The organism is Streptomyces sp. NPDC058308 (assembly GCF_042880275.1).
Lineage (GTDB): Bacteria > Actinomycetota > Actinomycetes > Streptomycetales > Streptomycetaceae > Streptomyces.
In genome coordinates, this window is the sequence record NZ_JBHVZA010000022.1 from 119,215 (window position 1) to 137,360 (window position 18,146).

The 18,146-nt window shown below is 72.5% G+C and carries 14 protein-coding genes; 9 read left to right on the forward strand and 5 right to left on the reverse strand.

All coding sequences use genetic code 11. The features are described 5' to 3' along the window. Positions 1–109 precede the first annotated feature (109 nt). Positions 110–2,683, reverse strand: coding sequence for an FG-GAP-like repeat-containing protein (locus ACFVYL_RS27280; RefSeq protein ID WP_389720253.1), 2,574 nt, complete (start codon positions 2,681–2,683; stop codon positions 110–112). A gap of 391 nt (positions 2,684–3,074) precedes the next feature. On the opposite strand from ACFVYL_RS27280, the gene ACFVYL_RS27285 reads away from it, so the two are divergent. From ACFVYL_RS27285 to ACFVYL_RS27300, 4 genes are all read left to right on the forward strand, one after another. After that, entirely contained in the window at positions 3,075–3,665 is a 591-nt protein-coding gene (locus ACFVYL_RS27285) for an RNA polymerase sigma factor (protein ID WP_389720255.1), read from the forward strand. Between the two features lie 110 nt (positions 3,666–3,775). After that, positions 3,776–5,284, forward strand: coding sequence for an ATP-binding protein (locus ACFVYL_RS27290; protein ID WP_389720257.1), 1,509 nt, complete (start codon positions 3,776–3,778; stop codon positions 5,282–5,284). A 306-nt stretch (positions 5,285–5,590) separates the two neighbouring features. After that, complete coding sequence (locus ACFVYL_RS27295; protein WP_389720258.1) at positions 5,591–6,256, forward strand: RNA polymerase sigma factor; 666 nt, start codon at positions 5,591–5,593, stop codon at positions 6,254–6,256. Beyond that, positions 6,256–7,392, forward strand: a complete 1,137-nt coding sequence (locus ACFVYL_RS27300; protein WP_389720259.1) for a hypothetical protein — start codon at positions 6,256–6,258, stop codon at positions 7,390–7,392. Before ACFVYL_RS27295 ends, ACFVYL_RS27300 begins: the two co-directional genes overlap by 1 nt. Before the next feature lie 253 nt (positions 7,393–7,645). Here ACFVYL_RS27300 and ACFVYL_RS27305 read toward each other — a convergent pair whose 3' ends face one another. Continuing rightward, on the reverse strand, positions 7,646–8,518 hold the full coding sequence (locus ACFVYL_RS27305; protein WP_389720260.1) for a L,D-transpeptidase family protein: 873 nt from the start codon (positions 8,516–8,518) through the stop codon (positions 7,646–7,648). Positions 8,519–8,659: 141 nt separating this feature from the next. On the opposite strand from ACFVYL_RS27305, the gene ACFVYL_RS27310 reads away from it, so the two are divergent. The 3 genes from ACFVYL_RS27310 to leuE all read left to right on the forward strand — a co-directional run bounded on the left by ACFVYL_RS27310 (position 8,660) and on the right by leuE (position 11,646). After that, entirely contained in the window at positions 8,660–10,240 is a 1,581-nt protein-coding gene (locus ACFVYL_RS27310) for a methylmalonyl-CoA mutase (RefSeq protein WP_389720262.1), read from the forward strand. A gap of 85 nt (positions 10,241–10,325) precedes the next feature. Then, positions 10,326–10,904, forward strand: a complete 579-nt coding sequence (locus ACFVYL_RS27315) for a Uma2 family endonuclease (protein ID WP_389720264.1) — start codon at positions 10,326–10,328, stop codon at positions 10,902–10,904. Between the two features lie 79 nt (positions 10,905–10,983). After that, positions 10,984–11,646, forward strand: coding sequence for a leucine efflux protein LeuE (gene leuE, locus ACFVYL_RS27320; protein WP_389720265.1), 663 nt, complete (start codon positions 10,984–10,986; stop codon positions 11,644–11,646). Between the two features lie 39 nt (positions 11,647–11,685). Here leuE and ACFVYL_RS27325 read toward each other — a convergent pair whose 3' ends face one another. From ACFVYL_RS27325 to ACFVYL_RS27335, 3 genes are read right to left on the reverse strand one after another with little or no spacing between them, the layout of a single operon-like run. Next, positions 11,686–12,864, reverse strand: coding sequence for an acyltransferase family protein (locus ACFVYL_RS27325; protein ID WP_389720266.1), 1,179 nt, complete (start codon positions 12,862–12,864; stop codon positions 11,686–11,688). Then, on the reverse strand, positions 12,861–14,210 hold the full coding sequence (locus tag ACFVYL_RS27330; protein WP_389720267.1) for a polysialyltransferase family glycosyltransferase: 1,350 nt from the start codon (positions 14,208–14,210) through the stop codon (positions 12,861–12,863). Before ACFVYL_RS27330 ends, ACFVYL_RS27325 begins: the two co-directional genes overlap by 4 nt. After that, positions 14,210–15,187, reverse strand: coding sequence for a glycosyltransferase family 2 protein (locus ACFVYL_RS27335; protein WP_389720269.1), 978 nt, complete (start codon positions 15,185–15,187; stop codon positions 14,210–14,212). The genes ACFVYL_RS27330 and ACFVYL_RS27335 overlap by 1 nt, the downstream gene beginning before the upstream one ends. Before the next feature lie 198 nt (positions 15,188–15,385). On the opposite strand from ACFVYL_RS27335, the gene ACFVYL_RS27340 reads away from it, so the two are divergent. Both ACFVYL_RS27340 and ACFVYL_RS27345 read left to right on the forward strand, forming a co-directional pair. Then, the gene (locus ACFVYL_RS27340; protein ID WP_389720270.1) at positions 15,386–16,813 is read left to right on the forward strand and encodes a DUF6716 putative glycosyltransferase; all 1,428 of its coding nucleotides are present in this window, start codon (positions 15,386–15,388) and stop codon (positions 16,811–16,813) included. Between the two features lie 26 nt (positions 16,814–16,839). Continuing rightward, positions 16,840–18,144 (forward strand): cytidylyltransferase domain-containing protein, encoded by a 1,305-nt coding sequence (locus ACFVYL_RS27345; protein ID WP_389720271.1) that lies wholly within the window; start codon positions 16,840–16,842, stop codon positions 18,142–18,144. The last annotated feature ends 2 nt before the right edge of the window (positions 18,145–18,146 follow it).

Genomic DNA, 18,146 nt, shown 5'->3' on the forward strand with positions numbered 1-18,146 from the left:
CCTTACTTGGGGGGCCCGCCTCTTTTTTTTAATAGTCACTGGCCCCCCCCCAACCCGTTTCCCCCGGGCCCGCCCCCCCCCCCGGGGGGGGGCCGGGCCGCGTCCGCCGTCACGGCGTCAGGGTCTGGCCCAGCCGGGCACCCGCCGGGGTGCCGAGGAGCGTGCGCCCGTAGTAGACGCCGCTCGCACCAGGAACGCCCGAACTTCCCGCGTCCAGCTGGAGGATCGTGCCGTCGCCCGCGTCCTCGCCCTCGACGCCGATGGCCAGGTCCGCGCGGCCGGAGCCGGACAGGTCCGCCAGGGTCACCGACGAGCCGAGGCGGTCGCCGGGCTCCGTGGAACCGGGAACGTCGGGCTCGTCCTGCGAGAAGGCCTTCGCGCCCGTGCCGGTGAGGCCGGCCGATGAGCCCTTCAGGAGGAGCGAGGTGCCCGCGTCCTTGCGGTTCTTCTCCGCGCGGGTGATGTCCTCGTCGGGGGCGCCCGCCAGGACGTCCGCGTAGCCGTCGAGGTCGTAGTCGCCCGCCGCGACCGACCAGCCCATCGCGTCGCCCGCCTCGGCGGCGCCGGGCACACCGGACGTCGCCTGGTGGACCGTCCGCATGCCGGTCGTCGTGAACCCCGTCGAGGTGCCCGGGACCACCGTGACCTGGCCGCCCGCGTGGGCGCCCGACTCGGAGGTGTACGGCTGGCCGATGACCAGGTCGTCGTAGCCGTTGCCGTTGACGTCGCCCACGGCGACGGACCGGCCGCCGGGGACGGAGAGGACGCCGACCCGGCTCAGCCCGGAGCGGCCGCCGCGGAACCAGGCGACCTTGCCCTTGCCCGCCTGGTCGCGGTAGGTGAGCGCCACGTCCGCGTAGCCGTCGCGGTTGAAGTCGCCGGAGGCGGCGTCGGGATACGCGATGGCGGTGTCGCCCGAGGTGAGGCTGCCGCCCGACTCGTGCTCCGGGTCGAGCCGCGCGGCCCACGAGCCGCCCGTGCCCGTCGCCACGGCGAAGACGTCCGCCCTGCCATCGGCGTTGAAGTCACCGGAGGCGACCGCGGAGCCGAACTTGGCGCCGGGGTAGTGGAAGTCGGGCGAGAGCTGCATGTCCGTGCCGGACGTGAACTTCGGGCCGTACAGCATCGTGACCGCGCCGCGGTCGGCGTGGCCCGAGGTGTCGTCCTCGCCGGGCGCGCCGATGACGAGGTCCGCGTGGCCGTCGGCGTTCAGGTCGCCCCACGCCGTGGCCGCGCCCCAGTTGTCGCCCGTCTCCGAGGTGCCGGGGACGCCGGTGCTCGCCTGGGTGAGGGAGATGCGGGACGCGCCCACCGGACCGCCGAGGCCGCCGGGTACGACGGTGACCCGGCCGCGGCTCGACGACGCCTTCGGGGTGCCCGCGACCAGGTCCGTGATGCCGTCGCGGTTGTAGTCCGTCGTGGGGATCGCGGAGTTCCTGCCGACGGTGCCCGCGTAGCGGCGGATCTCGCCGAGCCCGGAGAAGAGGTTCTTGCCGGGGCAGAGGGTGGTGAAGCCGTCGCGGTGACCGGAGACGGTCCGCAGCGAGGCCTGCTCGCCCTTCTTCCACACGCCCGTGTCGTCGGCGGCGGTCAGCGTGACCTTGCCGGCCGGATCCCCGCCGTACTGGCCGAGCTTCCAGGCCGCCACGCGCGCCACCGACTCCAGGGCGGCGCGGGTCGGCTTGCCCGCGGGCTTGCCCGTCGCCGGGTCGCCCTCGAAGTCGCCGAGGACGGCGATGCCCGTCGAGTCGCCGTTGAAGCCGTAGGTGTGCGCGCCGCGCACGGGCAGGTCGGTGCCGCCGCCGCGGCCCTCGAATATCCGGCCGCACTTGTCGACGAGGAAGTTGTAGCCGAGGTCGTTCCAGCCCTCGGTCTCCACGTGGTACGTCAGGAGGCCGCGGACCAGCGCCGCCGACTCGGCGCAGCTGTAGTCGTTCGTGCCGGTCGTGTGGTGGACGAAGACCGCCTTGACCTTGTCGTTGTACTCCGGCGGGTCCTTGACGAGGGACTCGTCGGCGCCCCAGGCCGCACGGTCGATCACGGGCGGCCGGGTGACGGTGGACGCCGGGGGTGTCGGCCTGGTCGGGGCGGGGTCCGGGGCGTCGGGGGCCTCGTCGGCGGGGGCGTCACCGTAGGGCGTCTCGTCGGCGGGTGTCTCGTCGACGGTGAACGCCGCGGGGGACATGCCCGTGCCCGCGCGGCGGTCGAGCGAGGGGTTGCGCGCCTCCTGGGACGTCACGCCCGGATCCACGAGGTTGACCTCAAGTCCCTTGGGAAGCTCGTGCGTTGACGTACCGTCGGCCGCTGCGACGCGGACCTCCACGCCGTCCGAAGGGCCGACCCAGAGCGGATCGGACGCGGCCCGCGTGCCCGCCTCCGCCTTCTCCGCGGGATGCGTCCGAAGGTCCAGGGAGCGCCAGCCGGTCCAGGTGCCGGAGCCGAGGGCGCGCGTGCGGACCTGGGCGGTGCCGTCGAGCTCCGCGGTGGCACCGCTCCAGGAGACGCCGAGGAGCGAGAACTGCTCGGTCGACGTGCGGGAGAGGCCCCGCTTCGCCGCGCCGTCGCCCCGGAGCGCCAGATCGTGCACGCTCGCGGGCCGCTTCGCGCGCGGATCGGCGCCGGGGCCCTCCCCGTCGGCGGGGCCGGCCACGGCGTACGTCACCGCCCCGGCGCCGCCCAGCACGACGGCCCCGATCGTCAGCCACGCCCTGCGCTTCAGACTCAGCGGTCTGTACGCATGCGTGGTACGCGCCTTTTCACGCGGTTTGCGCGGCCTCAATTACCCCACCCCTCAGCGAATTTCAGGTGAACTCAGCGAGTTCGTACGACTGATCGACGCGGCAAAGGGTTGTAGCGGGGCGGGTGATTTGTCGCGTGATGTATCCCGCACCTATCCGGTGTGACGCCCGGGCGGGCCGGTGCGCTGGGTCATGTGACAGGTGTGCGGTTGTCGCGCGAGTCGGGGCTGCGACCTGGCGGCTCTGTGAGCGTGACATTTCCGCTCCCGGCGGCGCAGTCGACCGTGGAGGCGCAGCCGCCGTGGACTGTGCCCGGGTCGACCGGATGGGAGCGGGTTGGGCCAGGGTGGGGGACCTCGTCGCACGCAGCCGTACGACGAGGAGCTCGGCAGGGCCGTCGCGGCGGCCCAGGAGGGGGACGAGGCCGCTTTCGCGGTCGCGTACCGCCTGGTCCAGCCGGGGCTCGTCGGCTATCTGCGCGGTCTCGTCGGCACGGACGGCGAGGCGGCCGAGGACGTCGCCGCCGAGGCGTGGCTGGAGATCGCCAGGGACCTCGGGAGGTTCCGCGGGGACGGGGCGGGCTTCCGCGCCTGGACCGCGACGATCGCCCGGCACCGGGCCCTCGACCACCTGCGCCGCCAGAAGACCCGCCCGCGGACCACCCCGCTGGAACAGGACCTCCTCGAACTCCCGGCCCCGCACAGCACATCGGCGTCGGCCCTGGAGACCCTCTCGACCGAACGGATCCTCCGCCTGGTCGCCACCCTGCCGCGCGACCAGGCGGAGGCCGTACTGCTGAGGGTGATCGTCGGCCTGGACGGCCAGTCCGCGGCGCGCGTGCTCGGCAAGCGCCCGGGCGCGGTACGGACGGCCGCGTACCGGGGTCTGCGGAGACTGGGCGAACGGATGCGCCGCGACGGTGCCTGAGCGGAGCGTGTGCGCGGATTCCAAACCGCGCCTGGGTGAATTCCAGGACGACGCTTTCCGTCGAAGTAGACTTAGACGAAAAGCGTCGTAGTCGATGAGTGGGAGAGCGAGTGAAGGAGAGCTTGCTGGCCAAGCCGGACGATGTGGTCGACCGGAACCGGGAGTGGGATCTGCTCGCGGAGTTCCTCACCGATCCGGATCCGGCGATGCGGCTCGGCATCGTGTCGGGTCGGCGCCGACATGGAAAGTCTTACCTTCTGCAGGCCCTGTCCGAGCAGGTCGACGGCCTGTACGTCACAGCGGTCCGGGAGGAGGGGCGGCTGCCCGCGATCCAGCGTTTCAGTGACGCGGTTGCCGCCCACGCCGGCCTGCGACCAGGGAGTCTGCGGCTGACCGACTGGCGTGACGTCCTGTCCAACGCCCTTGATGTGACCGCCCGTTCGTCCCACCCGCTCCTGGTGATCGACGAGTTGCCGTACCTGCTCCAGCACTCACCCGAGATCCCGGGCCTGCTCCAGCAGCTCTACGACGAGCGCCAGCGCGGCGCCCGGCCCGGCGCCGGGCCGGGCCCGCGTCTGATCCTGTGCGGCTCCGCGATGAGCGTCATGCACGAACTGCTCTCGGGGACCAAGCCGCTGCGGGGCCGTGCCGTGGTCGATCTACGGCTGGGTGCCTTCGACTATCGTCACAGCCGGACCTTCTGGCAGATCGCCGACCCGCTGACCGCGCTGAAGGTGCACGCGGTTCTCGGCGGGGCTCCCGGCTACCGGCCGGTGGCCGCCCGTCCGCATCCGGACGAGGGCTTCGATGCCTGGCTCACCCGGACGCTGCTCGATCCGGGCCGGGCAGTGTACTCACGCACCGAAACCGAGTACCTGCTGCGCGAAGATCCCAGGATTACGCAGCACACCCTGTACTACGACATCCTCACCGCCATCGCGAACGGCGCCACCACCCCCAGCAAGATCGGCGCTGCCCTGGAACGCCCGCGCAACGCCGTGGCCCACCCCCTCGGAGTCCTGGAATCCACCGGCTATATCCGGCGCGAACAGGACATCCTCCGCTCCAGGCACCCTGTCATCACGCTCGCTGACCCCGTGATCCGCTTCAACCAGCTCATCACCCTCCCGCAGGCCGCTGCCGTGGAGCAGGGTTTCGCCGAGCAGGTGTGGCAGCAGGCCGCTCCGACCTTCAACTCCAAGATCCTCGGGCCGCACTTCGAGGACCTGGCCCGCGACTTCACCCGTCGTTACGCCCACACCCTGTTGCCCGGTGGACTGCCCGGCCCGGTCGGTACCACCGAGGTCGCCGACCAGGCCGCCCGGACGAAGCACGAGGTGGATGTCATCGCCCTGGCTGCCGGTGAGCGCCCGCAGGCACCCCGCGCGAGGATCGCGCTCCTTGGCGAGGCGAAGGCGACGGCCGCCCGCCGTGGGACCGGTGACCTGGAGCGCTTGGAACGCATCCGTGCCCTGCTCGCGGATCAGGGGTACGACACCGCTGCCACCACTCTGGCCCTGTACTCGCTGCACGGTTTCTACCCCGATTTGGTCGACCTGGCCAACCGCCGTGACGATCTCCTCTTGGTCGATCTGCCTGCCCTTTACGGCACCCCGTAAGTCGCCATGCGCTCGGCGAGTTCGGCCGGAGGCCGGAGTACGGACCGCGCCGCCGCGATCAGATACGAGGACCGAGCTGCCGGCCGGGGCCGCCACCCCCCACAGGAGAGGCCCCGGCCGGCACACGGTACGAACCGCGTGCGGTCCGTACTCCCTTCAGCGCCGCGCGTGCGCTTTGTGTCACACCGCGTTCTGTCACCCGCTAGTTGCACGTTGTACAAACATGGACGTAGGCCCGTCCCAGCCCGTAGCGTGCTGCTTCGCGCCGGGGCCGGGCGCAGATCTCCGAGTGTCAGGATTGAGAGAGTGCTGGGGGACGACGCGGAGCTGACCGCCGCGGTGCTTGCGGCGCAGGACGGGGACGAAACTGCTTTCCGGACTGTGTACCGCTCCGTGCACCCACGGCTGCTGGGATACGTACGCACGCTCGTCGGCGATCCGGATGCCGAGGACGTGGCCTCCGAGGCGTGGCTGCAGATAGCGCGCGATCTGGAGCGGTTCAGCGGTGACGCGGACCGGTTCAGGGGCTGGGCGGCGCGCGTCGCGCGCAACCGCGCCCTCGACCACCTGCGCATGCGCGGCAGGCGCCCCGCCGTGGGCGGCGACGAGACGGAGCTGGCCGGGAAGCCGGGCGACGCGGACACCGCCACAGAGGCGATGGAGTCCCTCGCCACCGGCGAGGCCCTCGCCCTCATAGCCCGGCTCCCGCAGGACCAGGCGGAGGCCGTCGTGCTCCGCGTCGTCGTCGGACTCGACGCGAAGAGCGCCGCCCAGACCCTCGGCAAGCGCCCCGGAGCCGTCCGCACGGCGGCCCACCGCGGCCTGAAGCGGCTCGCCGAGCTGCTCGGCTCGCAGGGCGCGGACCCCAGGGACGCGCTCGACGCCGTACCCCCTCAGCGAGAACCGCGCGGGTGCGCGGTGACGTCCGGCGGTGTGACGCAATCGCGTACGCGGACGCAGAAGGACATGTGATGGCCGACGAGCAGCACAAGTGGCTGGACCGCGACACGGCGGAACGTTTGCTGCGCGGCGAGCCCCTCGAAGGCATCGACCCCGGCGCACGCGCGCAGGCCGACCGGCTCGCCCAGGCACTGGCCGCGCTGGCCGAGCAGGACCGCGGCGCCGCCCCGGAGCGGGCGGCCACCGACCTCCCCGCCGGCACCGAGACCGGCGCCGTCGCCGGAGCGGCCGGTCACAGACCCGGCCCGCTCTCCGGTGAACTCCCGGGCGAGGCCGCCGCGTTGGCCGCGTTCCGGGCCGCCCGCGCGGAGCTCCCGCAGGACGTCGGGAGCCGTTCGAGGACCGCGCCGTACGCGAGCGCCGCCCATCGCGATGCGGCGGGCGAGACCGTGCGCCTCGGTCGTGCCGGAAACCGTCCGGGGCCCAGCCGCTGGGGCCGCCCGGTCCGCTTCGGCATCGCCGCCGCCCTGGCAGCCTGCATGATCGGCGGGGTCGCCGTGGCCGCGGGGACGGGCGTGCTGCCCTCGCCGTTCGGCACGCACGCCGACCCCGGTCCCGCCGTCTCCGCCACGTCCGCCGCCACCCCCGAGGAGCCGTCGGCCGCCCCGTCGGACGACGAGCGCGAGCCGTCCGAGGACCTGGCACCGGACGAGAGCACGGCGCCCGACGACGAGCCGACGCGAAAGCCGCAGGACGGCCCGCCGTCGGAGGCCGAGGCGGACGACGGCCCCACCGGCGCCCCGCGGCAGCCGGACAGTGCCGCCCCGCCGCACCGCGACGAGGCCAAGGGCTGGTACCGCAAGGCGGTGGCCGCCTGCCGCGCCTATCGCAGCGGTGAGCTGGACGGCGACAAGCGGCGCCGCCTGGAGGAGGCGGCCAGGGGCCCGGCCCGCGTGGAGGAGTTCTGCGGCCGGGTCCTCGGCGGCCGTCCGGGCGGCGGGCACCAGGGCGGTGGCAGGGGCGGCGGCGACCACGGCGGCAGCCACGGCGGCGAGGGCGGCGACGGGGAGAACGGCGGCGACGAGGGCGGCAGCTCGGGCGGTGACAGCGGCGGCGCCCCCGGGCCTCCCATGTCCTCGCCGTCCGTACCGCGGACTACTCCCACGGCCCCCACGGGCTCGTACAGTCCCCTCCCGCACCTGCCGTAGCGGGCTCCCGGACCCGGGTGTGACGTTTTCGGCGGCGGTGGCGCAGTAAGAAGTGAGCCGACTGGTCATCGGCCCGCGCACGAGCCGGGGGTTCCCCCCGTACCTTCGGCTCCGTGCCCTCGGCGTGGGCGGGATACGTTCCCCCGATCCCGCCCACGCCGCTTTTCACCGGGGTTCGCCACCGGGGCACTTTTCGCCATCGGGGCACTTTCCGTCACCGGTCTTTCGTCACCGGGTCACTTTCCGCCACCGATCACTTGTAGATGACGACGCGGTCGCCGCTCCGCACCTGCGCGAACAGGCTCGCGATCTTCCTCTCGTCCCGTACGTTCACGCAGCCGTGCGACGCGCCGGAGTAGCCGCGCGCCGCGAAGTCCGACGAGTAGTGCACCGCCTGGCCGCCGCTGAAGAACATGGCGTACGGCATGGCGGTGTCGTAGAGCGTCGAGACGTGGTGCCGGGACTTCCAGTAGACGGTGAAGGCGCCCTCGCGGGTCGGGGTGTACTGCGAGCCGAACCGCACGTCCATCGTCGAGACGGCCTTGCCGTCGACCATCCAGGTCAGTGTGCGGGTGCTCTTGGCGATGCACAGGACCCGGCCGGTCAGGCAGCGCTTGTCCGGGGCGGCGGCGGGCATGCCACCGCCCGCGTACAGCTCGTACCGCGTCGGCTCGCGCGTCATGGCGACCAGCCTGCGCAGCGTGAGCGTGTCGGTGTCGCCGGTGCGGGGCAGGCCGCGTTTGGCCTGAAAGCCCTCCACGGCCCTGGCGGTGGCCTCGCCGTACGTCCCCGTGGGGTTGCCGAAGAACCAGGCGACCTGCCGCAGCCTGGCCTGCAGCTCCCGCACCTGGCCGCCGCGGTCGCCCTGCCGCATGAGCGTCATGGCGCGGGGCGGCGGCGGGGAGGGCGTCGCGGCGGGCGGGGGTGTGGCGGGCGAGGTGGGGGTCCTGGCCGGGGGCGGGGCCGGAGTCCGCGCCGGAGTCCGCGTCGGCGGCCGGGTGGCCGCCGTGCCCCGCTTGCCGTCCTCGCCGGACGGCCCCCCGCCCGTGTTGACCGCGACCGCCTTGCACCCCGCCGCCAGGACCAGCACCGCCACGGCCCCTGCCGATATCGCGCCCCTGCCCATCACGCTTCCCCGCGTTCGTAGACGACACTCGGGACGGCGGCCCGGACGACACCCGGAACGGCGCCCCTGGACACCACATCAGGAAGTGTTTCCCGGTTTGCCGCGAGTGACGCGTCCCGGGTGCGGGCGCAAGCTGGACGCATGACACACGAGTCGGAATCAGGACTGCCCATCGAACCCGTGTACGGCCCCGAGGATCTGGCGGGCTGGGACCCGGCGGAGAAGCTCGGCGCCCCCGGCGCGTATCCCTTCACGCGCGGCGTCTACCCGACGATGTACACCGGCCGCCCCTGGACGATGCGGCAGTACGCCGGGTTCGGCACCGCCACCGAGTCCAACGCCCGCTACCGGCAGCTCATCGAGCACGGCACGACCGGCCTGTCCGTCGCCTTCGACCTGCCGACCCAGATGGGCCACGACTCCGACGCGCCGATCGCGAGCGGCGAGGTCGGCAAGGTGGGCGTCGCCGTCGACTCGGTGGAGGACATGCGGGTCCTGTTCGACGGCATCCCGCTGGACAAGGTCTCCACGTCGATGACGATCAACGCGCCCGCCGCGCTGCTGCTCCTCCTCTACCAACTGGTCGCCGAGGAGCAGGGCGTCGCCGCCGCCGAGCTGACCGGCACGATCCAGAACGACGTGCTCAAGGAGTACATCGCACGCGGCACGTACATCTTCCCGCCCCAGCCCTCGCTGCGGCTCGTCGCGGACACCTTCCAGTACTGCGGGGCCGAGATCCCCCGCTGGAACACCATCTCGATCTCCGGCTACCACATGGCGGAGGCGGGTGCCTCGCCCGCGCAGGAGATCGCCTTCACGCTGGCTGACGGCATCGAGTACGTCCGTACGGCGGTCGCGGCGGGCATGGACGTGGACGACTTCGCGCCGCGCCTGTCCTTCTTCTTCGTGGCGCGTACGACGATCCTGGAGGAGGTCGCCAAGTTCCGTGCGGCCAGGCGGATCTGGGCCCGTGTGATGCGGGAGGAGTTCGGCGCGCGGAACCCGAAATCCCTGATGCTGCGCTTCCACACGCAGACGGCGGGCGTCCAGCTCACCGCGCAGCAGCCCGAGGTGAACCTCGTCCGGGTCGCCGTGCAGGGCCTCGGCGCGGTGCTCGGCGGCACGCAGTCGCTGCACACCAACTCCTTCGACGAGGCCATCGCGCTGCCCACCGCCACGTCGGCCCGCCTCGCCCTGCGCACCCAGCAGGTCCTCGCGTACGAGACGGACGTGACGGCGACGGTGGACCCCTTCGCCGGGTCCTACGTCGTGGAGCGGATGACGGACGACGTGGAGGGCGCGGCCCTCGACCTGATGCGCCGGGTCGAGGACCTGGGCGGCGCGGTGCACGCCATCGAACAGGGCTTCCAGAAGGGCGAGATCGAGCGCAACGCCTACCGCATCGCGCAGGAGACGGACAGCGGCGAGCGCGTGGTGGTCGGCGTCAACCGTTTCCGGCTCGACGAGGAGGAGCCGTACGAGCCGCTGCGCGTCGACCCCGCGATCGAGGCCCAGCAGGCGGCCCGCCTCACCCGCCTGCGCGCGCAACGCGACCAGCAGGCGGTCGACACGGCCCTCACGGCCCTGCGCGAGGCGGCAGAGGGCCACGCCAACGTCCTCTATCCGATGAAAGAGGCCCTGCGCGCCCGGGCCACGGTGGGCGAGGTGTGCGACGCGCTGCGGGAGGTGTGGGGGTCGTACGTACCGACCGACGCGTTCTGAGGGGCGGCCTCGGACGAGTGATCCGGAGCGGGATGCCCACGGAGGTGGTTACGCTCATGAAGAGTGCTCCCGAAAGGAGGCTGCTGTGGCCGTGATACTGCATGAGTCGTCGCTCGCCGATGCTGCCGACCGCCTCTGGGAAGAGCTGCCCGGACACCGGGTGGAGATCCTCAACGGGAGCATTGTCGTGACACCACCGCCGGATGGCTCGCAGCAGGAGACCTTGTCCTGGCTCACCGACGCACTCCATGACGCGGGAGCGCGAAAGGCGGGCCTCCGCTACCTGCAGGGCATCGGCCTCCGGCTGCCGACGGGCCCCGACGACTACGCGGTGCCCGACCTGTCCGTCGTCGATGACGACTACGAGAACGCGGTCGTCGAGAAGAACTGCTACGCCCCCCACGTGTTCCGACTGGTCCTGGAAGTGACGTCGTCCAACTGGGGCAACGACCTGGTGACGAAGGTCGAGACCTACGCCAGGGCGGGTGTCCCCGTCTACGTCGTCGTGGATCGCAAACACGGCGAGGTGCTGGTGCACTCGGGGCCCGCGGGCGAGGGGTACGGAGTCCGCTCCTGCTACCAGCGCGGCCAGACCTTCTCGCTCGCTCCCCACGTCGGCATCAGCCTCGACCTCCCTGTCGACACCCTCCTGGACGGCGACTGACAGCCGCCGCAGGGGGAGCCGGTGTCCGCAGTCCGGACGCTGTTCGGGTCGTTCCGTACGCGCGTGCGAGACTCCGGCCATGCTGGGTGTCACCGATCTTCCGACCTATCTCGCGGGCCTCGCGCTGATCATTCTGCTGCCGGGTCCGAACTCGCTGTACGTCCTCTCCGTGGCCGCCCGCCGGGGCGTGCGCACCGGCTACACCGCGGCCGCGGGCGTCTGGTGCGGCGATACCGTCCTGATGACGCTGTCCGCGGCCGGGGTGGCCTCGTTGCTGCAGGCCAACGCGGTGCTCTTCGGGCTCGTGAAGTACGCGGGCGCCGGGTACCTGGCGTGGCTCGCGGTCGGGATGCTGCGGGGCGCCGCCGCCCTGTGGCGTTCGCGGCACGAGAAGGCCGCGGACGCGGCGGGTGAGGGCGGCGGGGCCGCGGGGAGCGCCGCCGAGCGGCCGTTCCGCAGGGCTCTGGTGATCAGTCTGCTCAACCCGAAGGCGATCCTGTTCTTCATCGCCTTCTTCGTGCAGTTCGTCGACTCCGACTACGCCTACCCGGCGCTCTCCTTCGTCGTCCTCGGCGCCTTCGCGCAGCTCGCCAGCGTCCTCTACCTGACGGCCCTGATCTTCAGCGGGACCCGGCTCGCGGACGCCTTCCGCCGCCGCAAGGGCCTCTCGGCGGGCGCCTCGTCGGCGGCGGGTGCGCTGTTCCTCGGGTTCGCGGTGAAGCTGTCGCTCAGCAGCGTCTGAGGCGCGCCGCGGTCGTGGCGGGGGCCGGGGCCACGCTCGTCACCTTCGGGCGGTGAGCTCCCGGGGCGTGGGGGCCCGGGTGAGGCCCGAGCGGATCAGTGGGGTGAGCCGCTCCTCCACGAACCGGTTCAGGAGCCACGCGAGGACCAGCATCGCGGCGATCGTCAGGGCGAACGTCGCGTACGAGGGCAGGCCCAGGTGCCGGTGCAGCGCCTCCACCGTCACCCAGCCCAGATGCTCGTGCACCAGGTAGAAGGGGTACGTCAGGGCCCCGGCCACGGTCAGCCAGCGCCAGTTCACCCGGTCCAGATGGCCGAGGGCGATCACGAGGACCGCCGCGAAACCGGCCGTCACCACCGCGACGATCACGGACGCGGAGCGGTAGGAGAAGAAGTCCGGGTCCGGCGCGTGCCACAGCTGCTTGACCGCGTAGTGCTGGCCGATCAGCCAGCTCACGCCCGTGATGCCCCACGCCGTGAGGTCGCGGCGGTCCCGGTGGATCAGGTAGATGCCGATGCCGCCGATGAAGAACGGCGCGTACTCCGGCATCAGGACCAGTTCGAGCAGCGGCTCGTCGGCGGCCTCGGCGACGGCCGCGGCCAGCGTCCACACCGCGCAGAAGAGCATGACCCGGGCGCGGGTCGCGCCCGGCAGGACCACGCAGAGCGCGAACAGCGCGTAGAAGCGCAGCTCCGCCCAGAGCGTCCAGCACACGCCGAGCACCCGGTCCGCGCCGAGCGGCTGCTGCAGCATGGTGAGGTTGACCAGCGCGTCGCTGGGCGAGACCGTCCTGTACGCGACGGCGGGCAGCGCGAAGACCGCCGTGACCAGGACGATCGCCACCCAGTAGGCGGGCAGCAGCCGGGACGCCCGGGACGCGAAGAACGAGCGCAGGGGCTTGCCCCAGCCGCTCATGCAGATCACGAAGCCGCTGATGACGAAGAAGATCTGCACGCCGAGGCAGCCGTACGCGAACCATTCACTGGCCGTCGGGAACTGTTCCCTGGGCGAGCTGCCCCAGGCTCGGGCGATCTCGCCGTCACGGCCGCCGTAGTGGTAGGCGGCGACCATGAGCGCGGCGACAAGGCGCAGCCCGTCCAGGGCGCGCAGCCGGGGCTTCCCGCGGGCGGGCCGGGCGGTGTGGCCGGCGGCGGGAGCGGACACCGCGGCGGATATCGCGGCGGGCCCGGCGGTGTCCGTGGTGGCGGGCGGCGTCATCCGAGAGCGGTCCGCTTGAGCGAACGCTGCACCGAACGCGCGCGGCGGGCGACACGGCGGACGGCCGCGTTGCGCGGGATGAAGGCGAGCTGCGAGGGGACGGCGCCGGGCAGCGCGAGCGCGGTGAGGCGGCGCCGCTTGAAGTAGCGCCAGGTCGCGGGGGTGAGGTTCCGCGCGAGGTAGCGCTCGGCCTCGGGGCGCAGGCGGGGGTATATCTGCGGCTGCATCGCGAAGCCGACGGCCTTGAGCAGGTGGGTCAACTCACCGGTGCCCAGGCCCGGTTCGCGCGCCTGGACCGCCGCGCGGTCGGTGAGTTCGGGCAGCAGCGCGTCGACGATGGTGACCGGGACGCGGTTGCTGTTCTGGTAGGGCGCGAGGCGCTCCAGGAGGAGGTCCGTGCCGGTGCGGGCGGCGGGCAGGCCGTACAGCGCGGTCGCCGTGAGCAGCGCCGTGGAGAAGCAGCCGACGACGAGCACGGGCCGCATCCGCTGGTAGAGGACCTCGGCGAGTACGGGGGTGTCGAGCACCGTCAGCTCGACGCCGATCTTCCGCGCCTCCTTCTCCAGGGCGCGCGACCAGCGGGCCGGCGCCGTGGGGTGGGGCTTGAACACCACCTGGGTGTGGCCCAGTTCGGCCGCGCCGCGCACCATGCGGATGTGCAGCTCCTCCTCTTCCTCGGGCGTGAGGATGGAGAGCGCGGAGAGGTACTGGCCGAGGACGAGGGCGGGGGCGTCGACCTCGGGCAACTCGTGGTCCTGGGCGCCCAGTTCGGCGAGCACCTTCACGAACGCCTCGGTCGGCACCACATCCGGCTCCACCCCGAACTCGGTGAGGAGCAGCGGGGTGAGCCCCGGCACCAGGTCCAGGTGGAGCAGGCGCCGCACGCGGGTGCCGACCAGCGGGTCGAGCTTGTTGCGGGTGGGGCCGTAGCTCATCAGGCCGTCCGCGTAGACGTCGACGGGGACACCGGTGAAGATCTGGGCGAGGGCGAGCGCGGGGTTGACCTGGATGGACTCGACGGCCAGCTCGATGTCGTCGTCACCGAGGCCCCACAGCAGCCGGATGTAGCGCTCCCACAGCACGACGTCGTCGCCGCGCGGGGCCCAGCCGCCCGGGTGGAAAGGGGAGATGGCCTCGTTCCAGGAGCGCACCTCGTCGAACCGGCCGCGCAGCCGCTCGAACCCCGGCATCTCGTCCAGGGGCGTCGTCGTTTCGGGCGTCGCCGCGTTGTTGCTGACCAGGAGGATGCGGCGGTCGGCGGGGCCGAAGCGGTCGGCGTCCAGGGCGGCGGCGAGGGTCGCGGTGCCGTACAGCGTGGACGCCATGAAGATCTGCGTCGTGGCCATTACGCGGCCACCTCCGCCGTCACCGGACGCCGGCGCAGCCTGCGCAGCCGGGTCGCCCGCTGGACGTCCATGGAGTCGAGCGCGTCGTCGAGCACGCCCTGCGGCATCCGCTTCAGCGCGGCCGCACTCATTGACTTCAATTTCCGCGCCACGGATGGCTCGAACCTTTCGATGGATCCCAGATGGTGGGAGATGATCGCGCAGTAAGTGCGTACGGCCTTCGGCAGGAGTTCGTCCGCGTCGCGGTCCGCCGCGGTTTCCCGCACCACCTGGTCGAACGCCTTGATGAAATCGAGCTGGCGCACGTCGCCGATCTGCGTCAATGACGAGGCGACGCCGCGCCGGTAGAACACCCCGAGAAGGCTCACCGCGGCGAAGGATTCCGCCTCGCGGTGCAGCCGCCAGATCCAGGGCCGGTCCTCCGCGGTGCGCAGGCCGTCGGTGAAGTGCAGCAGGCCCCGGTCGGCGAGTCCGCGGTGGTAGATGCCCGCCCAGGCGTACGCGTAGTCGACGGACGTCGAGCGGTCGGCGGGCAGGATCACGTCGCGCGGATTCATCACCACGCCGCGCCTGCCGTGCGGGACACGGTGCACGGTGCGGGCCCGCGCGGTGCACTGCACATGGTCGGTGCGCACGAAATCGCACCCCAACTCCTCGATGCAGGCCAGGAGTTGGGAGAAGTAGCCGGGCGCGAGCCAGTCGTCACCGTCCAGGAAGGTGAGGTACTCGCCGCGCGCCGCGTCGAGGCCCGTGTTGCGGGCGGTCGCGAGGCCGCCGTTGGTCTCGTGTCGGAGGTGGACGGCGCCGGGAAGCTCGCGCGCCGCACGCTCCAGGATGTCCGGAGTCTCGTCGCGCGAGCAGTCGTCGACGAGGATGAATTCGAAGTCGTCACGTGCGTTCGCACGCAGACTCCGCAGGGTGTCGGGAGCGTATTGCTGCACGTTGTAGAACGGCACGATGACGGAGAGCTTAACCACGAGGGTGACGTTAGGTGGCAGCCCGTCATTCGGGTCGACCCGCAGTGGGATGGCAGGTGAACGACGCGTGGCGGAATGGTTAACCAGGCCGCCGGAAAAGCCGTTCCCGGGCTGATTCGCCATTCGTCGGCATGCTGTTAACCGTTTGTTGCACCCGAGTTGGGCCGCGAATCGAAATGTATTCCTAGCGTCTGGGACGTGCCAGCAAGCAACCAGAACCCGCTGCGGGTCGCCGTGCTCGCCGACTCCGATACGCGATGGAAATGGGGCGCTCTCACCGCGAACCGCATCGTATCGGGCGCTCGGTCCGACGGCGGCGCCCCCGAAGGCCACCGGCTCAGTGGGTATCTGCTCCGTGGCCGGGCCACCCCCACGCCCCGGCAGCTCGACGAAGTGGGCGTGCGCGCGGACTCCCTGCGCGAGGTCACCGCCGTCGAGTTCCTGCGCGAGACGGAGCGGGACGCACCCGACGTGATCGTCCTCGCCCTGGTGGGCGGGGCGGTCCAGGCGGTGCTGCACGGACTCGCCCGCATCTCCCAGGACGCCCGCCTCACCGGCGGCCGGGCGCGCCGCCCCGTCGTCGTCACCGGCTACGTCGGCGTCGTCTACGAGAAGCTCGCCGACGGCCTCCTCCTGCGGCACGGCGCGGACGTCGTCCTCGCCAACTCCCGCCAGGACGCCGAGCGCTTCCGCGCGGTGTACGAGGGGGTGGGCGCCGACGCCTCGGCGGTGACCGAGGCCGCGCTGCCGTTCCTGGGCGGCGCACCGTACGAGAAACGCGACGACGCGGACGAGAGGCGCGACGACGACGCGTACGAGAAGCGCGGCGACGCGGACGAGAAGCGGCACCCCTACACCGTCGTCTTCGCCGCCCAGCCCTCCGTGCCGGAGACCGCCGCGCACCGCACCTACCTGCTGCGCCGGCTCGCCGAGCACGCCCGGCTGCACCCCGACCGCGAGGTCCTGCTCAAGCTGCGCAGCAAGCCCGGCGAGCACACCACGCACATCGAGGAACTGCCCTACCAGAAGCTGGCGCAGCGCATCGACGGCGGACTGCCCGCCAACTGCCGCCTCGTGTACGGGCACATGGGCGAGGTACTTGACCGCACCGACCTCCTGGTCACCGTCAGCTCCACGGCCGCCCTCGAATCCCTGCACCGCCGCATCCCCACCGCGGTCCTCACCGACCTCGGGGTGCGCGAGGCGCTCGGCAACCACCACTTCACCGGCTCCGGATGCCTCGCCTCCTGGGACCAGCTGGACGCGGGCCACCTGCCCGAGCCCGACGAGCGGTGGCTGGCACGGCAGGGCGTCGCCGCCGACGGAGCGTACGAGAAGGCCTTCGACGCGGCACGCCAACGCGTCGAGGACCTGCTCGCCGAGGCGGCCGCGGGTGGCCTCGCGCCCCTCGCGCCCTACTACAGCCTCGGCACCGCCCGCGGCTATCTGCCCGGCATCCTCGCCCGCCACCACCTCGGCCCCGACGGCGCGCCGCTGCCGGGCGCCCCCGCCGCCGACAAGGACCCCGGACCCGTACGGCAGATCGTGCGCCGCGCGGCCCGCGGCGCCTACCGCCACGGAGTGCAGCGCGTGGCCCCCGTCATCCGGCGGATGGGCGAGCTGTGAGCCCCCGTCCCTTCCAAGGAGCCCCCATGCCCCACCCCGCCCCCGCGAGCGCACAGGACCGCCGCGTGCTCGCCGTCATCCCCGCCCGCGGCGGCTCCAAGGGCGTACCCGCCAAGAACCTCGCCCCGGTCGGCGGCGTGCCCCTGGTGACGCGCGCCATACGGGAGTGCCTGGCCGCACGGCTCGTCACGGACGTCGTCGTCTCCACGGACGACCACGTGATCGCCGAGGCCGCCCGCGCCGCCGGCGCCGAGGTGGTCCTGCGCCCCGCCGCGATCGCCGGCGACACCGCGACCAGCGAGGCGGCCGTCCTGCACGCCATGGACGCCCACGAGACGCTGCACGGCGCGGCCGTCGACGTGGTCCTGCTCGTGCAGTGCACCAGCCCCTTCCTCACCCGCGAGGACGTCGACAAGGTGGCCTCGGCGGTCGCCGAGCACGGCGCGGACACGGCCGTCACGGTGGCGCCCTTCCACGGCTTCGTCTGGCGCGACGCGGCGGACGACGCGGACGGCCCCGCCGAGGTCCCCGCGCAGCGCACCGACGCGGCGGGCGGCACGGCGACGCTCGCCAACTCCACCAGGACCCGCGGCGGTTACGGCGTCAACCACGACAAGTCGTTCCGCCCGCGCCGCCAGGACCGCCCCCAGGACCTCCTGGAGACCGGCGCCGCCTACGCGATGGACGCGGCCGGCTTCCGCACCGAGAAGCACCGCTTCTTCGGCCGCACCGAACCGGTCCGCACCGATCCCGCCCGCGTCCTGGAGATCGACGACCCGCACGATCTCGCCCGCGCCCGCGCGCTGGCCCCGCTCTTCGACGCGGCCCGGGCGGACGCCCTCCCGACCGCCGCCGACATCGACGCGGTCGTCCTCGACTTCGACGGCACCCAGACCGACGACAGGGTGCTGGTCGACTCCGAGGGACGGGAGTTCGTCTCCGTGCACCGCGGCGACGGACTCGGTATCGCGGCCCTCCGCAGGAGCGGCCTGAAGATGCTGATCCTGTCCACGGAACAGAACCCGGTCGTCGCCGCGCGCGCCGGGAAGCTCAGGCTTCCCGTCCTGCACGGCATCGACCGCAAGGACCTCGCACTCAAGCAGTGGTGCGAGGAGCAGGGCATCGCTCCCGAGCGCGTGCTCTACGTCGGCAACGACGTCAATGACCTCCCGTGCTTCGCCCTCGTGGGCTGGCCCGTGGCGGTCGCGAGCGCCCACGACGTCGTACGCGGCGCCGCACGCGCGGTCACCACCGTCCCCGGTGGTGAGGGCGCGATCCGAGAGATCGCCACCTGGATCCTCGGCCCCTCTCTCGACTCCCTCCACAGTTAAGG

Coding starts and splice junctions, on each gene's coding strand:
- ACFVYL_RS27300 (WP_389720259.1), top strand. CDS start 6,256: ATGGCCGACGAGCAGCACAAGTGGCTGGACCGCGACACGGCGGAACGT.
- ACFVYL_RS27305 (WP_389720260.1), bottom strand. CDS start 8,518: ATGGGCAGGGGCGCGATATCGGCAGGGGCCGTGGCGGTGCTGGTCCTG.
- ACFVYL_RS27310 (WP_389720262.1), top strand. CDS start 8,660: ATGACACACGAGTCGGAATCAGGACTGCCCATCGAACCCGTGTACGGC.
- leuE (WP_389720265.1), top strand. CDS start 10,984: ATGCTGGGTGTCACCGATCTTCCGACCTATCTCGCGGGCCTCGCGCTG.
- ACFVYL_RS27325 (WP_389720266.1), bottom strand. CDS start 12,864: ATGACGCCGCCCGCCACCACGGACACCGCCGGGCCCGCCGCGATATCC.
- ACFVYL_RS27330 (WP_389720267.1), bottom strand. CDS start 14,210: ATGGCCACGACGCAGATCTTCATGGCGTCCACGCTGTACGGCACCGCG.
- ACFVYL_RS27345 (WP_389720271.1), top strand. CDS start 16,840: ATGCCCCACCCCGCCCCCGCGAGCGCACAGGACCGCCGCGTGCTCGCC.